Consider the following 24204-nt stretch of genomic DNA (forward strand, 5'->3'; position numbering starts at 1 on the left):
TTCGTTAGCCAGCTAGCTGTTCCGTTGTCGGAATAGTACTTAAATGTCAGCAAGCCGTTCCCTTTTCCATTTCACTGCAACCAGAGTGGCTGCTGCCGCAATTAACCCCAGATAGGCTAATGGCTGAGTATATTGTGAGTAGCGAATGTTGATGGAATCGCCGATCATAACATCGAACAACACACCTAATACAATGTAGAGTAGAGGTACCTGAGCTCCGATAATCGTTATGTAATTAGGTGCGAGGCTTGAAATGAACAGCGTGAATAGTGTAACAATCATTCCCAGTGCATACAAAGCGACTACTGTCAGGACTATGTATTGGAGAAAGGTTAGATCATACCAAAAGGCACCGTAGTTAAATACCGAATTGATGTTAGAGTTGAAAAACATACTCACATGATTAGCAGAATACAGCAGGAAAAAACAGATTAGCTGTGCAGTAATGATGAGGAATGCCGCTACCATAGCTGCTGCTATTTTCTTTCTGAACATTTTTCTTCCTATTTTGGCGGTATACTGCAGATCTATCACGTGATTTTTTCTGTCCATGATAAACATTGGAGAGATGATAAAGCTAACACTTAACACGACCAGTACAGACACATAGGTTATTAGACTTTTATAATTCTCAAAAACAATGTAGGGGAAGATGGCTGTGACTCCTTCATTTTCCACCACTTGCTTGATTCTGGCTGCTTGCTCCTCTTTAATTGGCTTCATATAAGTAAGGAGTTTATCGGTTTCTTTGTGTTCATAGCTCTTAATAAGATTTTCTCTGACCTGTAATTCATAAAATGGATTGCTTCCGGGCTCATTGTACTCCTTTGAACGAAGGGCTCCCAATTCAGAATCAAACGGCATATTTCTAAAATCCTCATAAGTCGTGACTCCAGCATCTACAAAGCCTTTATGGGATTGTAGGTAATGCTCTACTTCTACTATCTGATCCTTATATCGCTGCTGAAAATGCTGAAACTCCTCTTCGTCCATATGTGTGCCATAATCCTTCTGCATTTGCACACTTATACGATAGTCATCTAGAGCCGGTCTGCCGTTAGGGAAGTGTTCAAAATAAAAGCTAATAAATAGTTGATACATTATAGCACTAATGAACAGAAGCAATGCCACCATTTTCAGATTGAATACCTTCCTAATTTCATGGCTTATGATTCTCATATACGATCTCCTTAGTTTATATTCTGTTTCATAAACCTTTTGATACTAAGCCAGCACAATGTAAGAAGGAGTAATGACCAGGCAGCGATTGTAATGATTTCATAGTATTTAGATGTGCCGAATGCTCCACCCTCCATAAACCGATTTTGTGGATTTAGAACAAGATTGAAGGGGGTATATACGCTCAGGAGCACGGCGTTTGAGTCGAAAGGAACAACGCTTGGAAGGAGCAGAATGAGTCCGAATAAAATAGCAAAGCCTGCAAAAATATAGTAACTATTACGGATAAAAGTAGACAGCACGAAGGTCACGGCGCTAAAAAGCAATTGGCAGGCATAAACTAGCGCCACAGAGCACAATAAAAAGGTCAAAAAGGACATATTCCACCAGGATATATAAGGAAGCTTATACTCTGCGTTAAAAAAACTACTGATGGGCACATGCCATAGCCTGGAATAATCGTAAATAATGAAATAGGCTGCAAAAGTAAGTCCTACCAGAATAGTGGTCACAATACCGCTAGCTACAATGGAGACGAGAAGCTTGTCCACCGCCAGCTTTCGGCCCCGTTTCGTGGAATAGGCAAGCAGATGCGTTCTATGTTCAAACTCATATTTGCTTATATATCCGGTAATTAAGACGACTAGAATCATGATTTGGAACAGCAAAGCTCGTAGCAGTGTTTTGAATAGCAGGGTGTGCATTTGGTAATGAGGTCCGCTATAGAACAGGTTTTTGTGTTCTCCGTTCTGAATAAGTGTATCTAGCCGTTCAGTTAATTTGGCGTAATTCTTTCTGACGGTTTCTGCAGCTTGTCCGCTTAAGCCGTACTTTCCGATTTCATCTTCAGCAATCAGCATTAAATCCAGTTTATTGTAGGTATTATCGATTTCCTGGATCTTGAAATAATACATTTCTATAACGCGCAGCTCATGTATGAAATCTAGCTCTGCGGGGCTGTAAAGCTCAGGCTGTTGATGTACATAGCGTTTGTAGTTGTCATATTCAAAAAAATCCCCTGCATACGTGTAAGCTGTACCGCTTTTGCGCTCCGTTAATTCATTCATTTCGCCAAGCTGTGTGGAATAATATTTTTGAAAATCATTTTCCATATCAGCATCAATCACATAACCAAAACGGTCTACAAGCTTGTTCAGGATCTTTAAATCATCCTTGACGTAAATATGGCTATAGATAAGGGAAAGATTGAAGGCCAAAAACACTGCGATCAGCGTCAGAATGACAGGTGAAGTAAAGGCTTTTTTAAGCTCATAACTATGGATGCGCAGATCTAGCTTCTTTTTGTTCATCCTCTTACTTCCTGGGCGGCAGCTTCGTCCTGATAAATATACAGAAACACATCCTCCAGGCTTGGAGATACAGCTTTCCATAGGGGGTTTGCTGCTTCCTTGCTAATAAATCGGATCTTTAGCTTGCCTTCCTCTTGCTTCTCTGACAAGGATAAGTAGTGCTTTCTGAATTCAGATGCAGCATCATAATCGATTTCCGTTTCGTATACCCATCCTTCGATTACTTTGCAGATGCTCGCGATACTGTCTTTATACAGCACTTGACTGTCCTTAATCATCACAATTTCGTTGGCTATCGATTCCACGTCGGAAACGATATGCGTAGATAGGATAACAATCCTATCCCTCGCCAGCTCCGTCAGTAAATTTCTGAAGCGCACTCGTTCCTTGGGGTCCAGCCCAGCAGTTGGCTCATCCAGAATCAATATTTTAGGATCATTAAGCATAGCTTGCGCAATGCCTACTCGCTGAATCATGCCCCCGGAAAATTTCTTCATCTTCTTGTTCATGACCTGCTCAAGCGCTACCAGCTTCAGAAGCTCCTGTACACGCCTCTTGGCCTTGCTAGCAGGTAACCCTTTAAGAGCTGAAATATAAAGCAAATATTTCTTAGGGCTATCATTTTTGTAATATCCGAACTCTTGGGGGAGATAGCCGAGCAGCTCACGGTAGCGCTCATCCATTCTAATAATACTTTCACCCTTGTAGAGGATCTCACCTTCGCTTGGAAATAGTAAGGTCGCGAGCATCTTAATAAGCGTTGTTTTGCCGGCACCATTAGGAGCTAACAAACCGTATACCCCATTGGTGAATTCAAGATTAATCCCTTTAAGGGCACAAAAGCTGCCGAAATTCTTGCTTACCTGATTAACTGTTAACATGCTAAATCACGCCTCCTGTGCTTCTGAACGTTATCAGCTTTTTGAGATGTTTGATATAGAGGGGAAAACAAGTGACTGCTATAACCACATAGACATAGATGGGCAATTTGCTGAGAAATAGCGTATAGAGCTCGGTACTGAAATTGAGCAATAAGAGGTTAAGGAGTACCCAGCCGATGGTTAGGCCATATTTGGCGATGGTTGATGAAATCCGGATAATCATATATAAGAAGGCTGTTGAAAATAAAAATAACGATGTGGTCGATACCATTAATGCATAGAAGAAGCTGATCTGCTGAAAGGAAACGGTGATGAAATAAATCAAAGCGGCATTCAAGATCATGCAAATTAGGCTAAATGCAAGCATGCGGAAAGCGGCTAGCTGGTACACGTTGTACTTGCACACCATTTCCACCTCGTAGTTAACCCTATTCTTTTTTTGGATAAAGAAGAGCACTGAGGTTAACAGATACAGCAAGGGAGAGAGAATAAAAATATAAGCGTAAACAAAATCACTTGTAATCGCCGGATTATAATGGGCTTCAAAGGCTACGAATAAGAGTACAAAGAAGCCTAGTGAAAGGGCGAAAATAATTTCCGTTATATCGCGGAACAAATATTTGAAGCCGAGCTGCCTATACATGTTTATGAGATAGGAGTAGAAGGACTCTTGAGCGACTAAACCTTCTTTTACTATGATTTTGATTTGTGCTTCGATGATGCTGTCATCCGGAAAATCAATCGTGAATGGCTCTCGATCCATGGGTATCCGCCTCCAGACTTTTTTTGATCTTTTTGATCATGGAATAGTACTTTGTTTTTACTGTGGACTCAGAGAACTGCAGAAGTGCAGATATTTCCACAAACGTATATTCCGCAAAAAATTTCAGCCTGAATATTTGCTGGGCAGATACGTCCATTTGGTTGACTACAGCGACAATATCCTCAACCTGCTGTTTGTTCTCGACCATTAGCGTGAAATCTACTGTACCGATCAATTCATCCTCTAAGGTTACAGAGGCACGGCTGATTTTATAAGCTTTGGAGCGATAGTAATCGATAATTCGATTCGTTGCTATTTTGTACAGCCAGGTACGGAATGAGGCCCGTTTTCCATCAAAGTGAGGAAGAGATTGCAGCATATTAATGAATATTTCCTGCGTCAAATCCATAGCTATTTCTTTGTTCATCGTCTGTTTGTAGACATAGGCGTAAATCTGCTTATAGTAACTGGAAACGAGTGCATCGGCTGCACCCTGACTAGATTTCAGCTTAATTTGCTTAATCCATGTAGACTCTGTATCCATAACACCTCTCACTTCCGTAGCGAAGTACTGCTCACAACATATATGCGTAATAGGATTGGGAAAAGTTTTATTTGGTTTGGTTGAGCGTGGTCGCCTACAATCTTAATGACTTTTCAAAAGTTGATTTTGAAAACAAATTCTCTTTAGTAGTACTGCACTATGGGGTCGAAGGAAATTTATTATATAGTTATCTAGAGTTAAATAACACTAGTAATTGCTTGTGCCCACGCATGACGATTAACTACAGCTTCTGTCATTAGCGTTATAAAAACTGCATATGCTGGTAGAACATGGACAATGCTTACCCACAATAGAACCGGAGCGCTGATTCTTCACTTTTTCCTCAGTAACTAACGATTGCACATCATTGTGAAATGGGGTAATCTTCTATGAGCGACCCAATAGTATTACTTAAGTTTCATAATACTATTGATGGTAGAAATGGGAAAACCAATGGTATAGTCGGCAGTATTAAATTACAACTTCATATACTTAGGTACATGGCGCTATGTTTACATAGCTAAGAATGGAAGATCAGTGCAAATCTGACGCGGTCCCGCCACTGTAATGCTGAGTATGCTAACGTGTTTCCACTGTATTTAATATACGGGAAGGAGTTAGTCATACGATGAAGCTAAGCCAGGATACATGCCATTTACTTTTTCTACGATTTCACGAGGATGAGAGGAGAGATGTTTAACTGTGCATTTATATGGGCATTGGTTTGTCCTTATATCCGTTTGTAAAACACCTTTCACAATGACTAGTGAGAGGTGTCTTTTTGTTCTACAAAAATATATCAAGATTTAGGAGATGGATCATTTTGCTACAAAAAACATGGAAAAAATACATGGCCTTATACTTGGCATTACTGATGATGTTTTCAGTGTTCAGCCCAACATCTGCGATGGCAGCAGGGGACATTTCAAGTGCCGAGGGCACCAAGGGATATGTAACGGTATCTGTTGAGAAATTCACATTGGGACAAGGCTACTTTATTGAGCCAGTTCTTGTTCCTTTTCAGGAAGGAGACAATGCTGCAGCCGTTATTTCAGAGCTCTTGGGAGAAGGTCGCTACCAGAGTGTAGGCAACGTAGAGAATAGCTTTTATTTGTCTAGCGTATACGATCCGGGCGCAGGAGCAGTAAATATCCCTTCTTATATCTTGCAAGCTCTTGGAGGGAAAGTCGGCGATCGAACTGATAAGGATTGGTTAGGCCAATTTGATTACTACACCAATTCGGGATGGATGTTTGCTGTCAACAATTCCTTCCCGAATGTCGGCTCTTCGGCAAAATTTGTTGAAAACGGCGATGTCATTCGTTGGCAATACACGCTCTTCGGGCTGGGGGCAGACTTAGGGGAAAACTCAGAAAGTCATAGCAAGCTTATTGAGACTGCCAATAAGGATGCATTAACTAAAAAAGTAGCAGAGATCAACAGCAGCACACATAAAACAGAAATTCTTGCTGATGTAGCTGTTCAGTCAGCTTACAATAACGCTTATAATGCACTCAAGAATATGGAAAGCAGCCAGTCTGTCGTTAACACTGCACTGAAAGCTTTGGTTGGAGCATTGGGTGAGAGCGTTGAACTGAATACGGCTGAATTGGTAGCCTCTATAGAAGCGGCGGAGATTAACAAAGCTTCTGCTAAGGTAAGTATTGACGGGTACGATGTAAGCACAATGGATTATTGGGTTGTAAAAGCAGACTTTGACGCATTGGTCGAAGTAATTGTATCGGCTCAACAGTTAGTCTTTAATTCTAATGCCTCACAAGAAGAGGTGGACGCAAAGGTATTGGCGCTTGATCAAGCTCAAACGGCCTTTAATCAAGCCAAGAAACAAGGCCTATTAGAAGAGGGAACTCAACCGAAATATAATATTACGTTTACGGTAGCACCTAAAACCACTAAATTAGAGCTGTATAATTCCAAAAATCAGCTCGTGGATATCGGCGATGGTGAAGCGGGCACTTATAGAGTATATAAATCTTCTTTATCTGCCGGAGTCTATAGCTATAAAGGGATTGACGCTAGCGGAAACTCTATTGGTGGAGGCAAGTTAACAGTAACGACGGAGCTGAACCAAACATTTTCATTCCGTCAATTGAACCTTAAAGCCGGTAATTCAGGATGGAATGCTGATTTAGATTATACGGTAAGGATCGGTCAGGACAGTCCGAGCGACACTTCTTTGATTTTGGGAACGAAGGTGGCTACGGGTCAATATCCCGTACTTGTTCTTACGGGCAAAACCTATTTTTATTCTTTTGCGCCAAATGCATCGCGGGAAGCCGAAGGTTATCTTGCACTTAACAGCAGCGTTACGGTCACGTTAGCCACTACAGCACAAAATATTAGTGGGACGATACCTTTCTCGGGAATCATTACTTTTAAGGTACCTGAGAAAGCTACATTGTTCGTAGGTCGGAAAACAAAACATTTTGTTTCGTTTGAACAAGTCGAGCCTTTGGAAACGACGATTCAAGAGGGTAAGCGGGTGTATCGCTACAAGCTGGGGGACAACCAGGAATATAACTACCGGGTAAGTCAAGAAGGTAAACTGACGAACACAGGGATATTTAGAGCGAATGCAGCGAGTGCAGCAATGGAAATTACGGAACAACAATTAAATGTTCTTTCACCTCACTCGATTCTAAACCGCGGAACTCATTTCGAAGGGAATATTTATCTCAATATTAATGAACAAAATCACTTGAAGCTGGCAGCACCCGGCGATACATTTAAATTATTAAGTTTACGCAGCTGGCAAGCTTTAATTGAAGGTGTCGGTAATTATTTCTTTGAACCTGATTTTTATTATGAAATTATTTCCGGCCAAGACGTCATTGATATTGTAAAAGGCGAGCCGGGCAGCTATTCAACGATCCGTGCGAAAGAAAACGGAACGGCGATTGTTAAAGTGACTTATGATGCTCTTAAGGTAAACGGGTCTACTTATATTACAAATGAAAAAGATGCTTATGGAGCAATTTGGCCGGAAAATGTCGGCTTGTTCGTTGTGACGGTAGGTCAAGGCAAGACAGGTATTGTAACCGGCATCGAGAGCAACAAGACGCGCAATCAGAAGGCCAATGAGAACAAGACGGGCAATGACGTCATGAACCTTCAGAATGGCGCATTCGATGCGGATATCGATAGTGTGTACTTCTTGAATACGGAGTCGGGAGCAACCTATACGTTCACCCCATCCGCAGGCAGCGCAGTCAGCGTACTCCGTCCTGAAATCAATCATAAGGCGGAAAGCGTATCTTATGGAGACGTTACATTCTCTACAAAGAATGTGACTGCAAATGCTGACGGATCGTTCAGTGTGCTACTGACGGAAGGTCGTAATATTGTCAAGGTGGAAAAAGCAGGTCTGGCCGAATACCAGGTCATGACGGCTAGGCCGCTGACTGTGACAGTCGATAATTTGACTCATCCAGGTAAAGAGGTTGGTCCGGGAGATCAAGTCAAGGTTGTATTGAATGGGATGTCGTTCCCGGCCAACAAGCTATCGGGCATATACAATTTTAATGCTCAGCTCAGATTTCTTGGAGGATCGAACCGGACATTGATTGCAACTCCTGCTGCTAAACAATATAACATTACAACGCAGGGTAATATCTTGGAATTCAAGGTGCCACAAGATCTAGAAGGCGGCTATAGTCTCAATGACGGACATCTTAAATTGGGCTTTTACGGCAGTCCTATTGGGGATCATCGTAATATTGATCCGCTAATAGGTGCTAATCCTAATTTTACGGCGTTGGAGAGAGAAGGATACTATAGTATTTTTCCTAAGCTCGTAATTGTTAAGGGGGCGGAAAAGGCTTCTCTGCGGCTTGCCATTGATGATGCTAAGAAACAACTGGTATCGGTCTCCGTGAGCACGGATGGAAGTGATGTTCTTCAGAGCGGCTATTGGGTGACTGAAGCAGAATACAGTCAATTAGCACAGCTTATTCAATCCGCCCAAGCATTAATAGCTGACAAAAATGCCAGCCAAGATGCAGTGGATGCCAAAGTACTAGCGCTAGATCAATCGCGCGATGCATTTAGCAAGGCCAAACAATTTGGATCGAAAAAAGTAGTTATCAATGTTAACGAACTGCTGAATAAGCATTTGTCTTACTTGGTGAAATCTGTAAGTATTCCAACATTCGGCACGAGTGATGGGGAATGGAGTATTCTTGCTCTTGCTCGCGCGAAATATAAGGTTCCTGAAGGCTATTATGCCACCTATTACAGCAATGTGGTACGTGAAGTCATAAGCTTAATGCCTAAAGGAAAGCTGCATTCTGCTAAGGGCACGGAGCATTCCAGACTGATCTTAGGCCTTACGGCAATTGGCAAGGACATCGAAAACGTTGCCGGGTATAATATCAGTGCAGCGCTAGCCGACTTTAATTATGTCACCAGGCAAGGGATTAACGGACCAATCTTTGCGCTGATTGCGTTCGACAGTCATCAATATGACATCCCTGTACGAGATGGGATTGACAACCCAACTACACGCGACAAACTGATTGACTATATTGTGAATAATGAAGTTGCCGGTGGAGGCTGGTCCTTGTCGGGGGCTGCTGATCCGGACATAACCGCAATGGCGCTTCAAGCTTTAGCTCCTTATTATGCGGAGAAGGCAAAGGTTAAATCGGCTGTAGATCGTGCAATTATTTGGCTTTCTTCTGTTCAGAATGCGGCTGGTGGTTACTCCAGCAGTGGCGCAGAAAATGTCCAAAGCGTCGCCCAAGTGATTGTTGCATTAACCACTCTGGGTATTGATCCGCATACCGATAAGAGGTTTAACAAGAAAGGCCACTCCGCAGTCGATAATTTGCTGACCTATGCGGTGCCGACTGGTGGATTTGTTCATCCCAAAGGTGGAAGTGTGAATGGGATGGCAACGGACCAAGCTACCTATGCCCTTGTTGCCTATGCCCGTTATCTGAACGGAGAAACCAGTCTGTATGATATGACAGATGTTGTCATTGATGTGACAAAGCCGATGGGTACGGTGGTCCTTCCGGATGACGATCAGCCTATCGATATTCCTAACGATGGTAAGGACTACACGATATTAGTGAAAGAATCGGATCGTGATAAGCAGGTTTCCGTTAAGCTGTCTGATTCTACGCAATCAAAAGCATTCATTAATTTGCCAGGCAATTCGGCGTTGCCGAATCTGACTGTCTCCAGAGGAAGCATCATAGCTGAATTCCCTAAAGGAATTACAATGGAAGGCGGGTCTAGTCAAACGCTTGAATTGATCACGTCCAATAATAAAAATGATGCTGCTCTTAAGTCGAACCTGATCAGTTTAATAGATACGAATCAGCAATTAAATGACGTTCACGAGTTTTTTACAATCGGCGGAGACCATTCGATCCACTTTACGAATGGATTTGTGGCTCTTACCTTTAAAGGCATGAAGGGTAAAAAAGCTGCATTTATTCAAAACGGCCAGCTTTCCTCGATTCAAACGTTTGCTAGTGATCTGGAAGGTTCGGAGAGCGGAAAGCATGAGTATGCGTATGAAATTGAAAATGATCTCATTGTTAAAACGAATCACTTTACAGACTTTGTCGTCTATTCGGTTAAGGACAAAACGGATGGCGGTGTCGTTACAGAACCTGTAAAAGCAACGATTCAATTATCGATTGACAAGCTAACGATAAATAAAGGATATGTATTATCGTCAACAACAGTTGAATTTACCCCGGGCGAATCGGCTTGGGATGTTTTGAAAAGAGAGATGGATAAGCGCGGTATCTCTTATAAATATTCCTTCTCGAATAAATACAATAGCGTATATGTTGAGTCTATTGCAGGCGATGGAGAATTTGATCATGGCAGCGGTAGCGGTTGGATGTATAGTGTCAATGGGAATTTCCCGAATTACGGTGCGAGTCAGTATAAGCTGAGCCAGGGAGATAGACTAGAGTTGCGCTACACGACCAATTATGGTGTAGATTTGGGCCGTGGTACTTCGGGAGCGGAAAAGGCTTCTCTGCGGCTGGCCGTTGATGATGCTAAGAAACAACTGGGATCGGTCTCCGTGAGCATGGACGGAAGCGATGTTCTTCTGAGCAACTATTGGGTGACGGAAGAAGTGTACAGTCAATTAGCGCAGCTTATTGAATCCGCCCAAGCATTAATAGCGGATGAAAATGCCAGCCACGATACAGTGGATGCCAAAGTACTAGCGCTAGACCAATCGCGCGATGCGTTTAGCAAGGCCAAACAATTTGGATCGAAAAAAGAAGCTCTCAATGTAAACGAACAGCTGAATAAGCATTTATCTTACTTGGTGAAATCTGTAAGCAATCCAACATTCGGCACGAGTGACGGGGAATGGAGTATTCTTGCTCTTGCTCGCGCGAAATATAAGGTTCCTGAAGGCTATTACGCCACTTATTACAGCAATGTGGTTCGTGAAGTCAAAAGATTAATGTCAGAAGGAAAGCTGCATGCCGCTAAGGGCACGGAGCATTCCAGGCTTATCTTAGGCCTTACGGCAATTGGCAAGGACATCGAAAACGTTGCCGGGTATAATATCAGTGCAGCGCTAGCCGACTTTGATTATGTCACCCAGCAAGGGATTAACGGACCAATTTTTGCGCTGATTGCGGTCGACAGTCATCAATATGACATCCCCGTAAGTAACGGGATTGCCAACCCAACTACACGCGAAAAACTGATTGACTATATTGTGAATCATGAAGTTGCTGGTGGAGGCTGGTCCTTGTCGGGGGCTGCTGATCCGGACATAACCGCAATGGCGCTTCAAGCTTTAGCTCCGTACGCGGAGAAGGCAAAGGTTAAAGCGGCTGTAGATCGTGCAATTCTTTGGCTTTCTTCTGTTCAGAACGAGGCTGGTGGTTATTCCAGCGGTGGCGAGGAAAATGTCCAAAGCGTCGCCCAAGTGATTGTTGCATTAACCACTCTGGGTATTGATCCGCATACCGATAAGAGGTTTAACAAGAACGGCCACTCCGCAGTCGATAATTTGCTGACCTATGCGGTGCCGACTGGTGGATTTGTTCATCCCAAAGGTGGAAGTGTGAATGGGATGGCAACGGACCAAGCTACCTATGCCCTTGTCGCCTATACCCGTTATCTGAACGGAGAAACCAGTCTGTATGATATGACAGATGTTGACATTGATGTGACAGAGCCTATTGGTACGGTGGACCTTCCGGATGACGGTCAGCCAATCATAATTTCTGACGACGGTAAGGACTACACGATTCACGTAAAAGAATCGGATAGTGATAAGCAGGTGTCCGTCAAGCTGCCTGATTCTGCGCAATCAAAAGCATTCATTAATTTTCCAGGAAATGCGGCGTTGCCGAATCTGACTGTCTCAAGAGGAAGCATCATAACCGAATTCCCTAAAGGGATTACAATGGATGGCGGATCTAATCAAACGCTTGAATTGATCACGTCCAATAATAAAAATGATGCTACTCTTAAGTCGAACCTGATCGGTTTAATAGATACAAATCAGCAATTAAATGATGTTAACGAGTTTTTTACAATGGGCGGAGACCATTCGATCCACTTTACGAATGGATTTGTGACCCTTACCTTTAAAGGCATGAAGGGTAAAAAAGCGGCATTTATTCAAAATGGCCAGATTTCTTCGATTCAAACGTTTCCTAGCGACCTGAAAGGGTTGGAGAGCGGAAAGCAAGAGTATGCATATGCGTATGCGTATGAAATTGAAAATGATCTCATTGTTAAAACGAATCACTTTACAGACTTTGTCGTCTATTCGGTTAAGGACAAAACCGATGGCGGTGTCGTTACAGAACCTGTAAAAGCAACGATTCAATTATCGATTGACAAGCTGACGATAAATAAAGGATATGTATTATCGCCAACAACAGTTGAATTTACCCCGGGTGAATCGGCTTGGGATGTTTTGAAAAGAGAGATGGATAAGCGCGGTATCTCTTATAGATATTCCTTCTCGAATAAATACAATAGCGTATATGTTGAGTCTATTGCAGACGATGGAGAATTCGATCATGGCAGCGGTAGCGGCTGGATGTATAGTGTCAATGGTACTTTCCCGAATTATGGTGCGAGCAACTATAAGCTGAACCAGGGAGATAGACTGCAATGGCGCTACACGACCGATTATGGTAAAGATGTGGGCGGCTATGTTCCTGACTCAGACACGAAAGATCCATGTGCGAAAGATCCAGGTACGAAAGATTCAGGTACGAAAGATTCATGTACGAAAGATCCAGTTACGGGAGGTCCAGGTGCGGGCGGTCCAGGTACAAAAGATCCGGGCACAAAAGAGCCTGAGAAGGAACAAAAGGCTTTGGCATATTTGTACAAGGATAGCGCCAAAGTATCCACATGGGCTTACGATCTCATTCTAGAAGCAACACAGAAAGGGTTTGTTCAAGGGAATAACGGTAAGCTGAATCCAAAAGACGAGATTACTAGAGCTGAATTTGCTAAGTTAATTGTTGAAGTCTTTAACGTTAAAGCAGATGGAGAGAGTGCCAATTCTTTCCGTGACGTCAAGGCAACGAACTGGTTCTATCCGTTCGTTAACGTAGCTTATGCAGCCGGGATTGTGACCGGGTACAAGGGTCAATTCCTGCCGAATGCTACGATCACAAGAGAAGAAATGGCGGTCATGATTGCAAGAGTGTTGAAGCGGGAGCCGGTTCAATCCAGCGTAATCTACAAAGACCGTGATCAAATTGCGTCATGGGCACAAAATCAGGTTGCGGACATCTCAGCGTTAAACATTATGATGGGTAACGCTGAGCAATTTAATCCGAAGGGTGTCGTAACCAGAGAGATGGCTTTCGTTGTTGCAATGAGAGCATATCAATACAGCAAGAACCAAGAAGTGAAATAGGTACTGAAACGAAAAGAACACTGACCTCATGCGGTCGGTGTTCTTTTATTATCTACCCTATCCTACCGCATCCCACTACTTTCGCTACATGCCGCATGCCGATGACCTCGCCTGCGGCATCGCGCATGCAGAGGGAAGTGTGTGTGTGTACTAGCTAACGAACCGTATCGAACTTATTACCGATAAATGGACTACTTATTTGTTCTTACGAACTTCAGTAGCGTTATTGAGTAAAATATAGGAGGAACGGTGCTACTTTAATGGATATAAGATGTCTGGAGCTCGTTAAAATATAAAACCATTAGATTTTGAGTAAATAAGAGTTACTGAGTTCGTAAGCCATATGTTATATGCCACGCATTCCATTTCTGAATAATCTCCGACATAAACGTTTAACGTCGTGAAAAGACGGTGTCAGCCGTTTATGCTTTTTTGAATTACTTTATTTTTATGACTACCTTTCCTTTAGCTCTTCCACTTTCAAGGTAATGAAACGATTGCCCTGCATCTTGTAAATTAAACACTTTATCAATAACGGGAATGATGTGACCCTCTTCTATAAACTCCTTTATTATCTTTAATTGCGCTCCACTAGGTTTCATAAAGAGGAAATGATATTCCGCGTGGCTTTTCTTCTCGAGAGCTGTGATCTTACGGCTCACTATGGATAGAATGGCCGTCTTCAGCCAACCTAATTTTGCTTCTTTACCAAATCTCGAGTTGGGCAGGCCGGAGATCGATACTATTTTTCCGTTTGGTTTCAGTACTTGGAATGATTTATCCAAGGCTGCTCCTCCTAAAGTATCGTACACCGCGTCATAGTCCTTAAGCAGCTCTTCAAAATTCTCTGTTTTATAATTAATGATTTGATCGGCACCCAGTGATTTGACCAAATTATAACCTTTATCGCTTGCAGTAGTAGCGACATAAGCGCCCATTAGCTTGGCTAGTTGGATAGCGAAGGTGCCTACGCCTCCTGATCCTGCATGAATCAAAATCCTTTGTCCTTTTTGAAGCTTCAAAATATAATAAAAGGCTTGGTAAGTCGTAAGCCCGACCAGTGGTATTGATGCCGCTTCTTCAAAGCTTAAGTTCCGTGGCTTCAGAGAAATATCATCTTCATGAATGGCAATATATTCAGCTAATGTTCCGATCCTGCTTTTGCGAGGTCTTCCATATACTTCATCACCGGGTTTAAATGCGTTCACGAGTTTACCAACCTTGATGACTACCCCAGAGAAATCATTTCCCAAAATTAAAGGTAAGTCATACTTTAGCAGGAATTTAGCTTTTCCCTCCTTTATTTTGAAATCGATAGGGTTTAAGCTGGCTGCATATATTTCTACTAACACATCATGCTCTCCGATATTAGGCGTCGGTCTATCAGCCATTATTAAGGGAACATTTTTTCCGTATCTCTCAATGATCATAGCCTTCATCTAAATCACTCCAATTCCGTTCATTCGTTCAAACATATAAACCAATAATATAAAAAAATCTTATTCTATTGAAGATTGCAAAGAGCTGTTACATTGAGCTTCAATAACCGCAATTAAAGATTTAAGCTGTTCTAACGGTTTGCGGAGAGTTAAGATATAGTAATTTTCTACGCTCTTTTTTTCGAAGCTAACATAGCCAGACTGTCTTAACACCTTCAAATGATGGGAGACAGCAGGCCGGGACAAATTAATATGCTCCGCTATAGTATTAACATTAAGTCCACTTTTATGTTGTGCAAGAAGCAAAATGATGGCTTGACGTTTTTCGTCAGTCAGTACATCCAGCAACGGGATAGATTCTTTGAATTGCTGTACAATGTGCTCCACGTTTTGGCTCATACACTCCACCTCCCGTTCATTCGTTTAATCTCATAAACGTATTATAACGAACTTTTTGATAAAATCAAGCGAAAATGTACCATTACTGCTCCGCCATATATATCCACAACCGCATGAGGTTGATGGATTTTTGCTGCACGTTGACCTCAAATCACGTTTGTCAATCAAAATCCAGAGTTAATATAGCCCAAACTTAAGAGCCTAATGGATTTAATATATTCCAATCATAATTGAAATACATCATGAGAGAGGGGATTTACATCAAGTGAATAGGACAACTAGACCAACATCAAAGCTAATTTTAACAATGTTAGTGGTGCTTTTAGCTATTTCTGGACTTGCAACGCCAATGACAGTAAAGACAGCATCGGCAGCAGCACCTGCGGCAATTCCGTCACAAATTGCAATAAGTATAGCTGGGGGCGCAGAAGAAGGTAAATCGGCGATGAGTTTTAATTGGTTAACTGATCTGACGGTGAACAATTCAGTAATTGTTTACGGTAAATCATCTAACTTAGCTGATGGTGTAATCAAAAACGCCACAATGAGTACTCCAGCTGCTGCAAATATTATTCCAGTGAATAAACAAACTAACTTTAAAGCAATTAATTCCTTTAATGTTGTTATTCAGGATCTTATCCCTGAAACAAAGTATTATTATAAAGTTGGTAACGATAGCAACGGATATAGCGCTATCGCTAGCTTTACCGCACCTGCGAATCCTAACGATAAGAAGCCGTTCTCTTTTGTTGTCAGCCCTGATACACAGGGAACATCTGTAAGTACATATGACAACACAAAAAAGTTATACGACTATATTAAGGCGAATGAACAAGATGCTGCGTTTCTTATCCATAATGGCGATATAGTAGAGGATGCGAGTTATTCTGACTATTGGCAGTATTTCTTTGATGCAGCTGATAATCTTTTGAGTACACTGCCAATCATGGCAACCCCTGGGAATCATGACAGTGCAACCTATGACCAAAATCTCGTACAGATTAACGCTAGATTTAACTATTCATCTTTACGTCAACCAAGTGGTCTGTCTCCAGCTGCTGCTGGCACAGTATATTCCTTTGAATACGGAGACGCTTTGTTTATTTCTCTAAATTCTAATGCTTCTACAGCAGACAACAATATTCAATATAAATTTTTGGCAGACGAAACTGCAGCAACGACTAAGGCATGGAAAATCTTAAATATGCATGCAGGCCCCTATGATCCGGGTTCAAGTCACTACACACTTGACAATGTGACAGGAAAAAAACTTACCGATGCTGGCGTCGATCTGGTACTCACCGGTCATGAGCATGCCTATGCCAGATCTACATTAAGGACAACCTCAACTGCAGCAGGCGCAGGAAGCGTTGAAAAGGCAAAATTCGGCGAAGCGCCTACCTATGTTATAGGCGGATCAGTATACAATTATGGTTACAGCCTGGACGCTCGGGACAGCTCATCCTGGAATGACTTTTTTTATGACCTTCGCATCAACAAAACGGGTACAGGTGGGGGAGCCATTTATTCACCCGGTGTGTACAGTAAAGTGGAGGTTACGAGCAATTCGATAATCTATAAAGCGTACTATAAAGCGACAGGCTCTGAAAATCCTTTCCGTGTTATCGATACATTCACTATTACCAAATCAGGGGATAAGATTACCCAGCCGATCGGCGGCGGTAAAGCGCCTACCTCCACAACATTCATGTTCGACTCCTTTAAACAAGAGGTAGGCAAGTATATTGCGCGCTTTAACTGGGTAACGCCAGTAACAACTAAGGAAACGCAGCTCTATTATGCTAAAAAATCAGATTTTGAAAGCAATGGCGGAAAGTTTACAAATGTTATTGTGGGAACGAATAACACTGTAGACCTTTCAAGCAACATTGCAAATGCGAACTATAACAGTGCTGGAACGTCATACTCAGTAGCGGCGATCCAAAGTCATAAGGCAGAGACGACCGTTCTTGATCCGGGTACAGAATATGTATACAGCGTTGGCGACGGTTCAAGGAATGTGACGAACGTTGTATCTCCGGCCAGCTTTAGCACGCCTGCCAGCAATCTCGACACATTTAACTTTACTTGGATTTCCGACTCTCAGCAAAATTCATCCAGCTATGATGCAACCCTTAATCTTTATACTCAACATGCCCAAAAAGCGCTTAATCAGGCATTTGTTGATTTTCCGGATGCTTCATTTGTAATGAGCTCGGGAGACCAAGTCAACTTTGGGTTCGACACCTGGGAGTGGGACGCTTTTTTTGAGGCGAATGCAGATACCTTTGCGCGTGTACCGCTTTACATGGCGACAGGAAACCATGAGTACGATGGTGCAGGCAACAGCTGGGCACCGAACAATAGCTGGAACTCGGTAGACCCCACGCTGCAAAATCTATTAGGACGCCAAAACCCTCCTAAAAATGGCGCGTCCTATTACGGTGGCGGCGACGGTACGCAGCGAATGGTTGCGGGAATTGACAAATTACAGTATGAGTCAAGCAACTACTATTATATTTATGGCGACACGCTATTCTTAGTAATGGACTATCAGGATCAGAGCACCCCCTCGCAAATTAAAGCGCAGGAAGACTGGATGAAGTCAGTCGTGAAGCAAAACCCGACTAAGTGGCGAGTTGCGGTATTTCACAAATCTCTTTTCGGATATCGGATGGCAACCCCTGTATTATCCTGGACAAACGCTTTTGATCAAGCAGGAATTGATGTGGTGCTTATGGGACACGACCATGTTTATGTCCGCACCAATCTCTTTGCGAATGGGGCAAGCATTGATCCACAGGCTTACGGCGACGGTACCACCTATATCACTAACTATTCTTCCAATAATGACAGACGTGGAGGCTTATACACGAAAGACCCTACTAAAGTTGCTTATGTCGATGTAAGAGCAGTAGGGCCTGGATATGCCAATATTTCTATTTCACCAACGGAAATTAGGGTGACAAGCAAGGGATATGATACCGATGGCGTACTGGTAATGGGGGATACTAACGCACTTGTTACCAACAAGCCGCGTACACCCAATTTGTCCGGATGGATTTATCCTGCGGTTCCACAGGACACTAACGAGTTTACAATAAAGAGTGTTGCCGTTACAGGGATTGCTAAAGAAGGACAAACCCTGAGTGCAGCCGTTACTCCATCAAGCGCTACCGCTACTTTCAGATGGGAACGCTCAACGGACGGTTCATCTTGGACAGCTATTACAGGTGAAACATCATCGAATTATAAGATCAAAACGGCAGATGTAAGTATGTATTTACGCTCCGTTGCTACGGGAACATTGTTTTATAACGGAGTCGCAACTAGCTCCGCCACAGCTAAAGTCACACCTTTAGGCGGGAATAGCGCAGTAACAGTAAAAATCAAAACAGCAAATGATTTGGTTGCAATATCAGCGGGATTTGGCACATCCGCCTATCCGGTTGATGGGAAATACGAGTTATCAGCGGATATTGATATGAATGATGTGACATTTTCAGCAATCGGTGGAGGCACCACGGCAACTCCATTTATTGGTACATTTAACGGAAGAGGTTATACAATACGAAATCTAAAAATTTCGAGCAGCAACAACAACACTGGCTTCTTCGCTTATTTAGGTGCAGGCAGCAGAGTTGTAAATCTTAAATTAGTGAATGTTGATATTACCGGAAGCAATAGCACAGGTGCCATTGCCGGGACTTCTTCTGGAACAATTGAAAATAGCTATGTGGATGGAAAGGTAACCGGTAGTGGGTACACAGGCGGTATTGTAGGTTTGCTCTATGCGGGCACCTTGCAAAATTCTTTCGTATCCGCAGAAGTTAGTGGGAAAACAGTTGGAGGCTTGATTGGAGGCACCAATTATAACAATTCAGGTTCGCCTATTTCCAAACCAGATACGACAACGGGAAATGTTATTATTAATAACTTTGTGAAGGGGACGGTCACAGGGCTTGTCGGAGGCCAATATTTCGCTGCTGTTGTTGGTGATATGGGTGGTTCTTCAGGCAGTCTGCTCAAAACCTTGAATGGCAATATTGTGACCAATACAGTAAATGAGGTAACACCTGGTAAAATAGCGGGCTATTGGTCTGGCAGCAGGCCGATCATCGATTCAAATCAGGTCAACTACTATGACAGTAGCAAGTTAACCACAAGTGGACTGCCTTCAAGTATCTCCCCTGTTTTTGTAGGAAAAACGGCTTCTGATCTTGCACAAAAAACAGCTTTTGAGGCCTTGGGATGGGACTTTACAATCGCTTGGGATTGGGATGCAATTAAAAATGTTCCCGTACCCAAAACGATTATTATTGGCGGCGAAGAAGAAGATGAGTTTGCCCTAACTGTAGATGGAGGAACCATTACGGTAGACGGAAATGCGGTAGACAGTCCTGTACAGATTAAAGAGGACTCACAAGTTACTGTAAGTGCTACTGTTCCAGAGGGACAACGCTTTGTAAGATGGACTGCGACAGGTCTTACGAATGAGAGTTATACAGCAAATCCATTAACATTTACGATGCCGGTAAATCAAGTTACATTAAAGGCTGAGTATGAAAACATAACAATCATAAACGTTGATTTGAGCGATCTTATGGTGGGAGGCACGACAGTAAGCGGATTTAGCGCCAACACAACGAGCTACACGGTGAATGTGCCAAACAACCAATCTTCCTTAACGGTTACGGCTATCGCGGTAGATGCGAAAGCTACTGTTGCAATTGCAGGCGGTGACAATCTGGTCGTAGGAGACAACACCGTAACGGTTACCGTAACGGCAGAAGATGGAGAGACAACGAAGGTTTACACGATTATCGTAAAACGAGCGGCTGCCCAAGGGGGCGGCGGAATTGTAACGCCTGTCCAAGATAACAAACAAACGTTGCCTGCCGGCACCGGCGGCACGGCCCAGTTTACGAATAATGCCGTTACGATTACGGTTCCTGCCGGAGCAACGGAGAAACAATTGACAATTACAGTTGATAAGGTGTTGAATACTTCGCAGCTCTTAAGCAATAAAGACGTTCTTCTTAGCCCGGTGTATGAAATTTTGAAAAGCTTTACGGAAAATTTCTTGAAGCCGATCACTCTTACCATCACGTTCGATCCGAAAACGATCGGCGCGAATCAAATCGCATCTCTCTTCTATTATGATGAGGCGAAAAAGGGTTGGGTGGAAATCGGAGGCAAGGTGAGTGGCGACCGGATTACAGCGGAAGTCAATCATTTCACGAAGTTCGCGGTATTCGCCGTAGATACGAAGGTTGAAGAAAGTCCCGAAAACAAACCTGAAGAAAACGTGGAAGTGAAGTTCAGCGATATTGCAGGCCACTGGGCGGAAGCAAGCATTAAGCAAGTAGCTGCTCAGGGCATTGTCGGAGGCTATGCCGACGGTACATTCAAGCCGAAGAGCGAGGTTACCCGCGCTGAGTTTGCGGTCTTGCTGGCCCGTATGCTGAAGCTGCAAGGAAACGGAGCTGCTTTGAAGTTTACCGATAATTCAAGCATCGGCGCATGGGCGAAGCAAGAGATCGCACAGGCTGTGCAAGCCGGAATCGTGAATGGTTACGGGGATGGCAGCTTCAGACCGAACGCTAAGATTAGCCGCGCCGAGATGGTGGCGATGATAGCAAATGCGCTTGGACTCGCTAAGAAAGCCAATGCGGTGACCGCGTTCGCAGATGACGCCGAGATTCCGGCATGGACGAAAGCGGCGGTTGCGGCTACTGTGGAGAACGGTATCGTTCAAGGCGTCAGCGGCAACAAATTTGCACCTAAACAAACGGCAACAAGAGCCGAGGCGGCGGTAGTCCTGCTTAAAGCTCTCGCGTTCGCCAGCAAGTAAAACTTCATTTGTTCCATAAAACCAAGCCCCCGGCTCTTGAGCCGGGGGCTTGGCGATTTTCCTTGATTCCACCATATAAATTCACAGCCTTACGGTTGTGGATTTTGTTGTGCTTATGACATCGTCCTCTCTGTTATGACTTATTATAATGCTTGACCTTGGAGTATGCTCCAATGATACGCTAGATGCATGAAGTCATGAATAGTTAACAAGGAATAGCGAAAGCTTTAAACTGTATTAACTTGGAGGAATCATAGATGCGGATCAAGCAATTTACAGAGAAGTATGGGATTTCTGGAGATACAGCTAGATATTATGAGGATGAAGGCTTGCTGCAGCCGCTTCGTTTGGAGAATGGATATCGTGATTATGATGAGGGCTGTGAGCAAGCGTTAAAGTTTATTATAGTGCTTAAGAAATTAGGATTTTCCTTACAAGAAATAAAATCCATGCTGCAGCTGCAGCAAAGCCCGAGTTCCACACCGTGCAATGTAAACTCGCAGTCCATGTTCACCGTCAAAATGGATTACATTAGACAACAAGTTTTATTTTATCAATCAGCGCTTAAGGCGTTAGAACTGGTTACAGAGTTAATGGAGAACGGACAATTTCAGAAGAATCAGCAAATGCTCAATCAATTATTCAATGAAATGTACAGCAGTATGAATAGCGGAATTAATTCTTAGCATGGATTCTTGCAACTTATTTATTCAAATCATTTTGAGGGGGTAGCAAGAATGAAGGTGCGGAAAATTTCTAATCATATTACGAAGCTTGAGGTAGGGATAGGCCTTAAATTTAGCGCATGGCTTGTACAAGGTGAAGACGGTGTGACCATTATTGATACAGGTCTGCCATTTATGGGAAAGGCCATTTTGCGAGAAGCGAAGAAGCTTGGAAAGGTAACGGCTGTCTTACTGACACATGGGCATGGCGATCATGTTGGGGGCTTGTCTTACATTGCTAAGGAGGCACGCATTCCTGTATATGCACACAAGGTGGAGCTTAAATATATTGAGGGGAAGGAACCATTTCCTGGCAAAAAAAAGCCGGAGCATCTGGTTGAGGTTGGTCTCGTAAAGCCGCTTCCAACTGACGAGAACCATCAGTTAGTGCCGATACAAGGACTTATTCCGTATCATACACCAGGACATTCTCCTGGACATGTGGTCTATTATCACCCCGAAGATTCCGTATTAATTAGCGGGGATTTGTTCACCTCCAAGCGAGGGAAGCTGCAGAAGCCTTTAAAGATGTTTACACCCAATATGAGCGAAGCGATTGCTAGCGGCGCAATTGTTAGAGAACTAAAGCCAAGTCTTGTCAGCATTACACACAGCAAGGATGTTTACCATGCCTTTGACCATATTGATCAGTATTTACAGCAGAGCTAGTATAAAGCTTAGCTTTATCTCTATTGAGGCCACTCAACAAGTTCATATCTTATAATAGAGTAGGCCCATGCGAAATTGCATGGGCCTCTCACAGTCGTTTCGAATTACTTCTCACTAAAAATTTTACAAGATATCAATAAATTCTCTATATTTTCTCCTGGTTGTTCTTTTTATAATCAAAACACGGTAAACGTTTTCAGAGCGTTTGACCTACACGACTGAGGGGGTTTCATGAATGAGAATGAGGAAGAGTGGGGTTATAATATTATTGTTTGCGTTGATTCTAACCATGCTCTCTGCATGCGGTGGAAGTAAGAAGAATGAAGAGACGAGCTCGCCATCAAAGAGCAATGAACAAGAGGGCCAGAAGAAAGAAGCCATTAAAGCAGATTTTTTCTATGACAATCCAGCTTGGACAGACTACTTGAAGGAAATCAATCCGATTCTATTAAAGAATAGCAATACGGAATTGAAGGCTGTGCCTTATAATGAGCCTACTTCTTTTCAAACGGCTGTACGTGTCGGTTTTACAACCGATAATGCGGCCGATATCTTTAAATGGTGGAATGGCTACCAGATGAAGGATCTTGTCGATGCAGGACATCTTGCGGATATGACGGATGAATGGAAGGCAATGATCGCTGACGGAGTGGATCCAGCGATGGCCGATACCTTAACCTTCGATGGAAAAATTTACGGAATCCCGGCTGGTGTTCACTACTGGGTTATGTTCTACAATAAGAAGGTATTCGAGAAATATAGCTTGCAGCCACCGACAACCTGGGATGAGTTCTTGAGCATTAACGAAACGTTGAAGACGAATGGTGTGACTCCAATTGGCACAACGACAATTGATGTATGGAATGGTTTTCTCTGGTTCGAGGAATTCATGGTCCGTAGCTATCCAGATGTCTATGCTAAACTAGTCGTTGGAGAGGCGAAATATACAGATCCTGAAGTTGTTGAAGCGATGACGACTTGGGAATCGTTCTACAATAAAGGATATTTCGCTAAGCCTCTAGATTTCCAGAATGAAATTGCACCAGCCTTTGCCAAAGAGCAATTTGCGATGTTTATGATGGGAAGCTGGTACTCGGACTACTTCAAAGGAGCAGGAATGGAGCCAGGGACAGATTTTGGTTCGTTCATACTGCCAGCGATCAATCCTGCTGCGGGCAATGTCGTCATCTCAGAGGTTACTCCGTTCCTGGTTTCAGAGAAATCTAAGCATAAAGAAGACGCTATTAAAGCCGTGGTAGCCTTGACTAAGAAAGAAGCAAATGAAAAGGTGCTTTCGCTCTATGGTGGAGTGCCGATTCGTAAGGATATTGAATCCAAGGATCCGATTATTAATGGCTTGGTAAACGAAATTACAGCGGGACAATACAAGACGATTACTCGTTTCTGGGAGGCAACTCCATCTGAGCTTTCCGAATATGCATCCAGTGAATTTATTCGCTTCATGCACAATCCGGACCAGTTGAATCTTGTACTTGAGAACATACAGAAGAAGGCCGACCAATATTGGGCCGAGCATAAATAGTA

The 24204-nt window shown here is 43.1% G+C and carries 12 protein-coding genes and 1 riboswitch; of the genes, 5 read left to right on the forward strand and 7 right to left on the reverse strand.

From position 1 onward, the window contains the following. Positions 1 to 39 precede the first annotated feature (39 nt). Genes KCTCHS21_RS03325 through KCTCHS21_RS03345 form a run of 5 tightly spaced genes read right to left on the reverse strand, consistent with a single transcriptional unit; the run spans position 40 to position 4677 of the window. Complete coding sequence (locus KCTCHS21_RS03325) at positions 40 to 1179, reverse strand: hypothetical protein (RefSeq protein ID WP_130605111.1); 1140 nt, start codon at positions 1177 to 1179, stop codon at positions 40 to 42. 11 nt (positions 1180 to 1190) lie between these two features. Beyond that, positions 1191 to 2489 carry a hypothetical protein gene (locus KCTCHS21_RS03330; RefSeq protein WP_130605112.1) on the reverse strand — a complete coding sequence of 433 codons (1299 nt, stop codon included), beginning with the start codon at positions 2487 to 2489 and terminating at the stop codon, positions 1191 to 1193. Beyond that, the gene (locus KCTCHS21_RS03335) at positions 2486 to 3370 is read right to left on the reverse strand and encodes an ABC transporter ATP-binding protein (protein ID WP_130605113.1); all 885 of its coding nucleotides are present in this window, start codon (positions 3368 to 3370) and stop codon (positions 2486 to 2488) included. The genes KCTCHS21_RS03330 and KCTCHS21_RS03335 overlap by 4 nt, the downstream gene beginning before the upstream one ends. A 1-nt stretch (position 3371) precedes the next feature. Next, a complete protein-coding gene (locus tag KCTCHS21_RS03340; RefSeq protein WP_130605114.1) occupies positions 3372 to 4133 on the reverse strand; it encodes a hypothetical protein in 762 nt (253 codons plus the stop codon). Beyond that, complete coding sequence (locus KCTCHS21_RS03345) at positions 4108 to 4677, reverse strand: RNA polymerase sigma factor (protein WP_130605115.1); 570 nt, start codon at positions 4675 to 4677, stop codon at positions 4108 to 4110. The genes KCTCHS21_RS03340 and KCTCHS21_RS03345 overlap by 26 nt, the downstream gene beginning before the upstream one ends. A 484-nt stretch (positions 4678 to 5161) precedes the next feature. After that, a riboswitch (cobalamin riboswitch) is annotated at positions 5162 to 5347 on the forward strand. A gap of 153 nt (positions 5348 to 5500) precedes the next feature. On the opposite strand from KCTCHS21_RS03345, the gene KCTCHS21_RS03350 reads away from it, so the two are divergent. After that, complete coding sequence (locus KCTCHS21_RS03350; protein ID WP_130605116.1) at positions 5501 to 13573, forward strand: DUF4430 domain-containing protein; 8073 nt, start codon at positions 5501 to 5503, stop codon at positions 13571 to 13573. A gap of 437 nt (positions 13574 to 14010) precedes the next feature. Here KCTCHS21_RS03350 and KCTCHS21_RS03355 read toward each other — a convergent pair whose 3' ends face one another. Together KCTCHS21_RS03355 and KCTCHS21_RS03360 are read right to left on the reverse strand one after the other, a co-directional pair. Beyond that, a complete protein-coding gene (locus KCTCHS21_RS03355) occupies positions 14011 to 15012 on the reverse strand; it encodes an NADP-dependent oxidoreductase (RefSeq protein ID WP_130605117.1) in 1002 nt (333 codons plus the stop codon). Between the two features lie 60 nt (positions 15013 to 15072). Then, positions 15073 to 15411 carry an ArsR/SmtB family transcription factor gene (locus KCTCHS21_RS03360; RefSeq protein ID WP_130605118.1) on the reverse strand — a complete coding sequence of 113 codons (339 nt, stop codon included), beginning with the start codon at positions 15409 to 15411 and terminating at the stop codon, positions 15073 to 15075. Between the two features lie 307 nt (positions 15412 to 15718). Here KCTCHS21_RS03360 and KCTCHS21_RS03365 point away from each other — a divergent pair, with 307 nt between their 5' ends. The 4 genes from KCTCHS21_RS03365 (at position 15719) to KCTCHS21_RS03380 (ending at position 24202) form a co-directional block, all read left to right on the forward strand. Beyond that, entirely contained in the window at positions 15719 to 21265 is a 5547-nt protein-coding gene (locus KCTCHS21_RS03365) for an S-layer homology domain-containing protein (protein WP_130605119.1), read from the forward strand. Between the two features lie 257 nt (positions 21266 to 21522). Next, positions 21523 to 21951, forward strand: a complete 429-nt coding sequence (locus KCTCHS21_RS03370) for a MerR family transcriptional regulator (RefSeq protein WP_130605120.1) — start codon at positions 21523 to 21525, stop codon at positions 21949 to 21951. Positions 21952 to 22002: 51 nt separating this feature from the next. Then, positions 22003 to 22659, forward strand: coding sequence for an MBL fold metallo-hydrolase (locus KCTCHS21_RS03375; protein ID WP_130605121.1), 657 nt, complete (start codon positions 22003 to 22005; stop codon positions 22657 to 22659). A 235-nt stretch (positions 22660 to 22894) separates the two neighbouring features. After that, positions 22895 to 24202, forward strand: coding sequence for an ABC transporter substrate-binding protein (locus KCTCHS21_RS03380; protein ID WP_130605122.1), 1308 nt, complete (start codon positions 22895 to 22897; stop codon positions 24200 to 24202). The last annotated feature ends 2 nt before the right edge of the window (positions 24203 to 24204 follow it).

The organism is Cohnella abietis, from assembly GCF_004295585.1.
Lineage (GTDB): Bacteria > Bacillota > Bacilli > Paenibacillales > Paenibacillaceae > Cohnella > Cohnella abietis.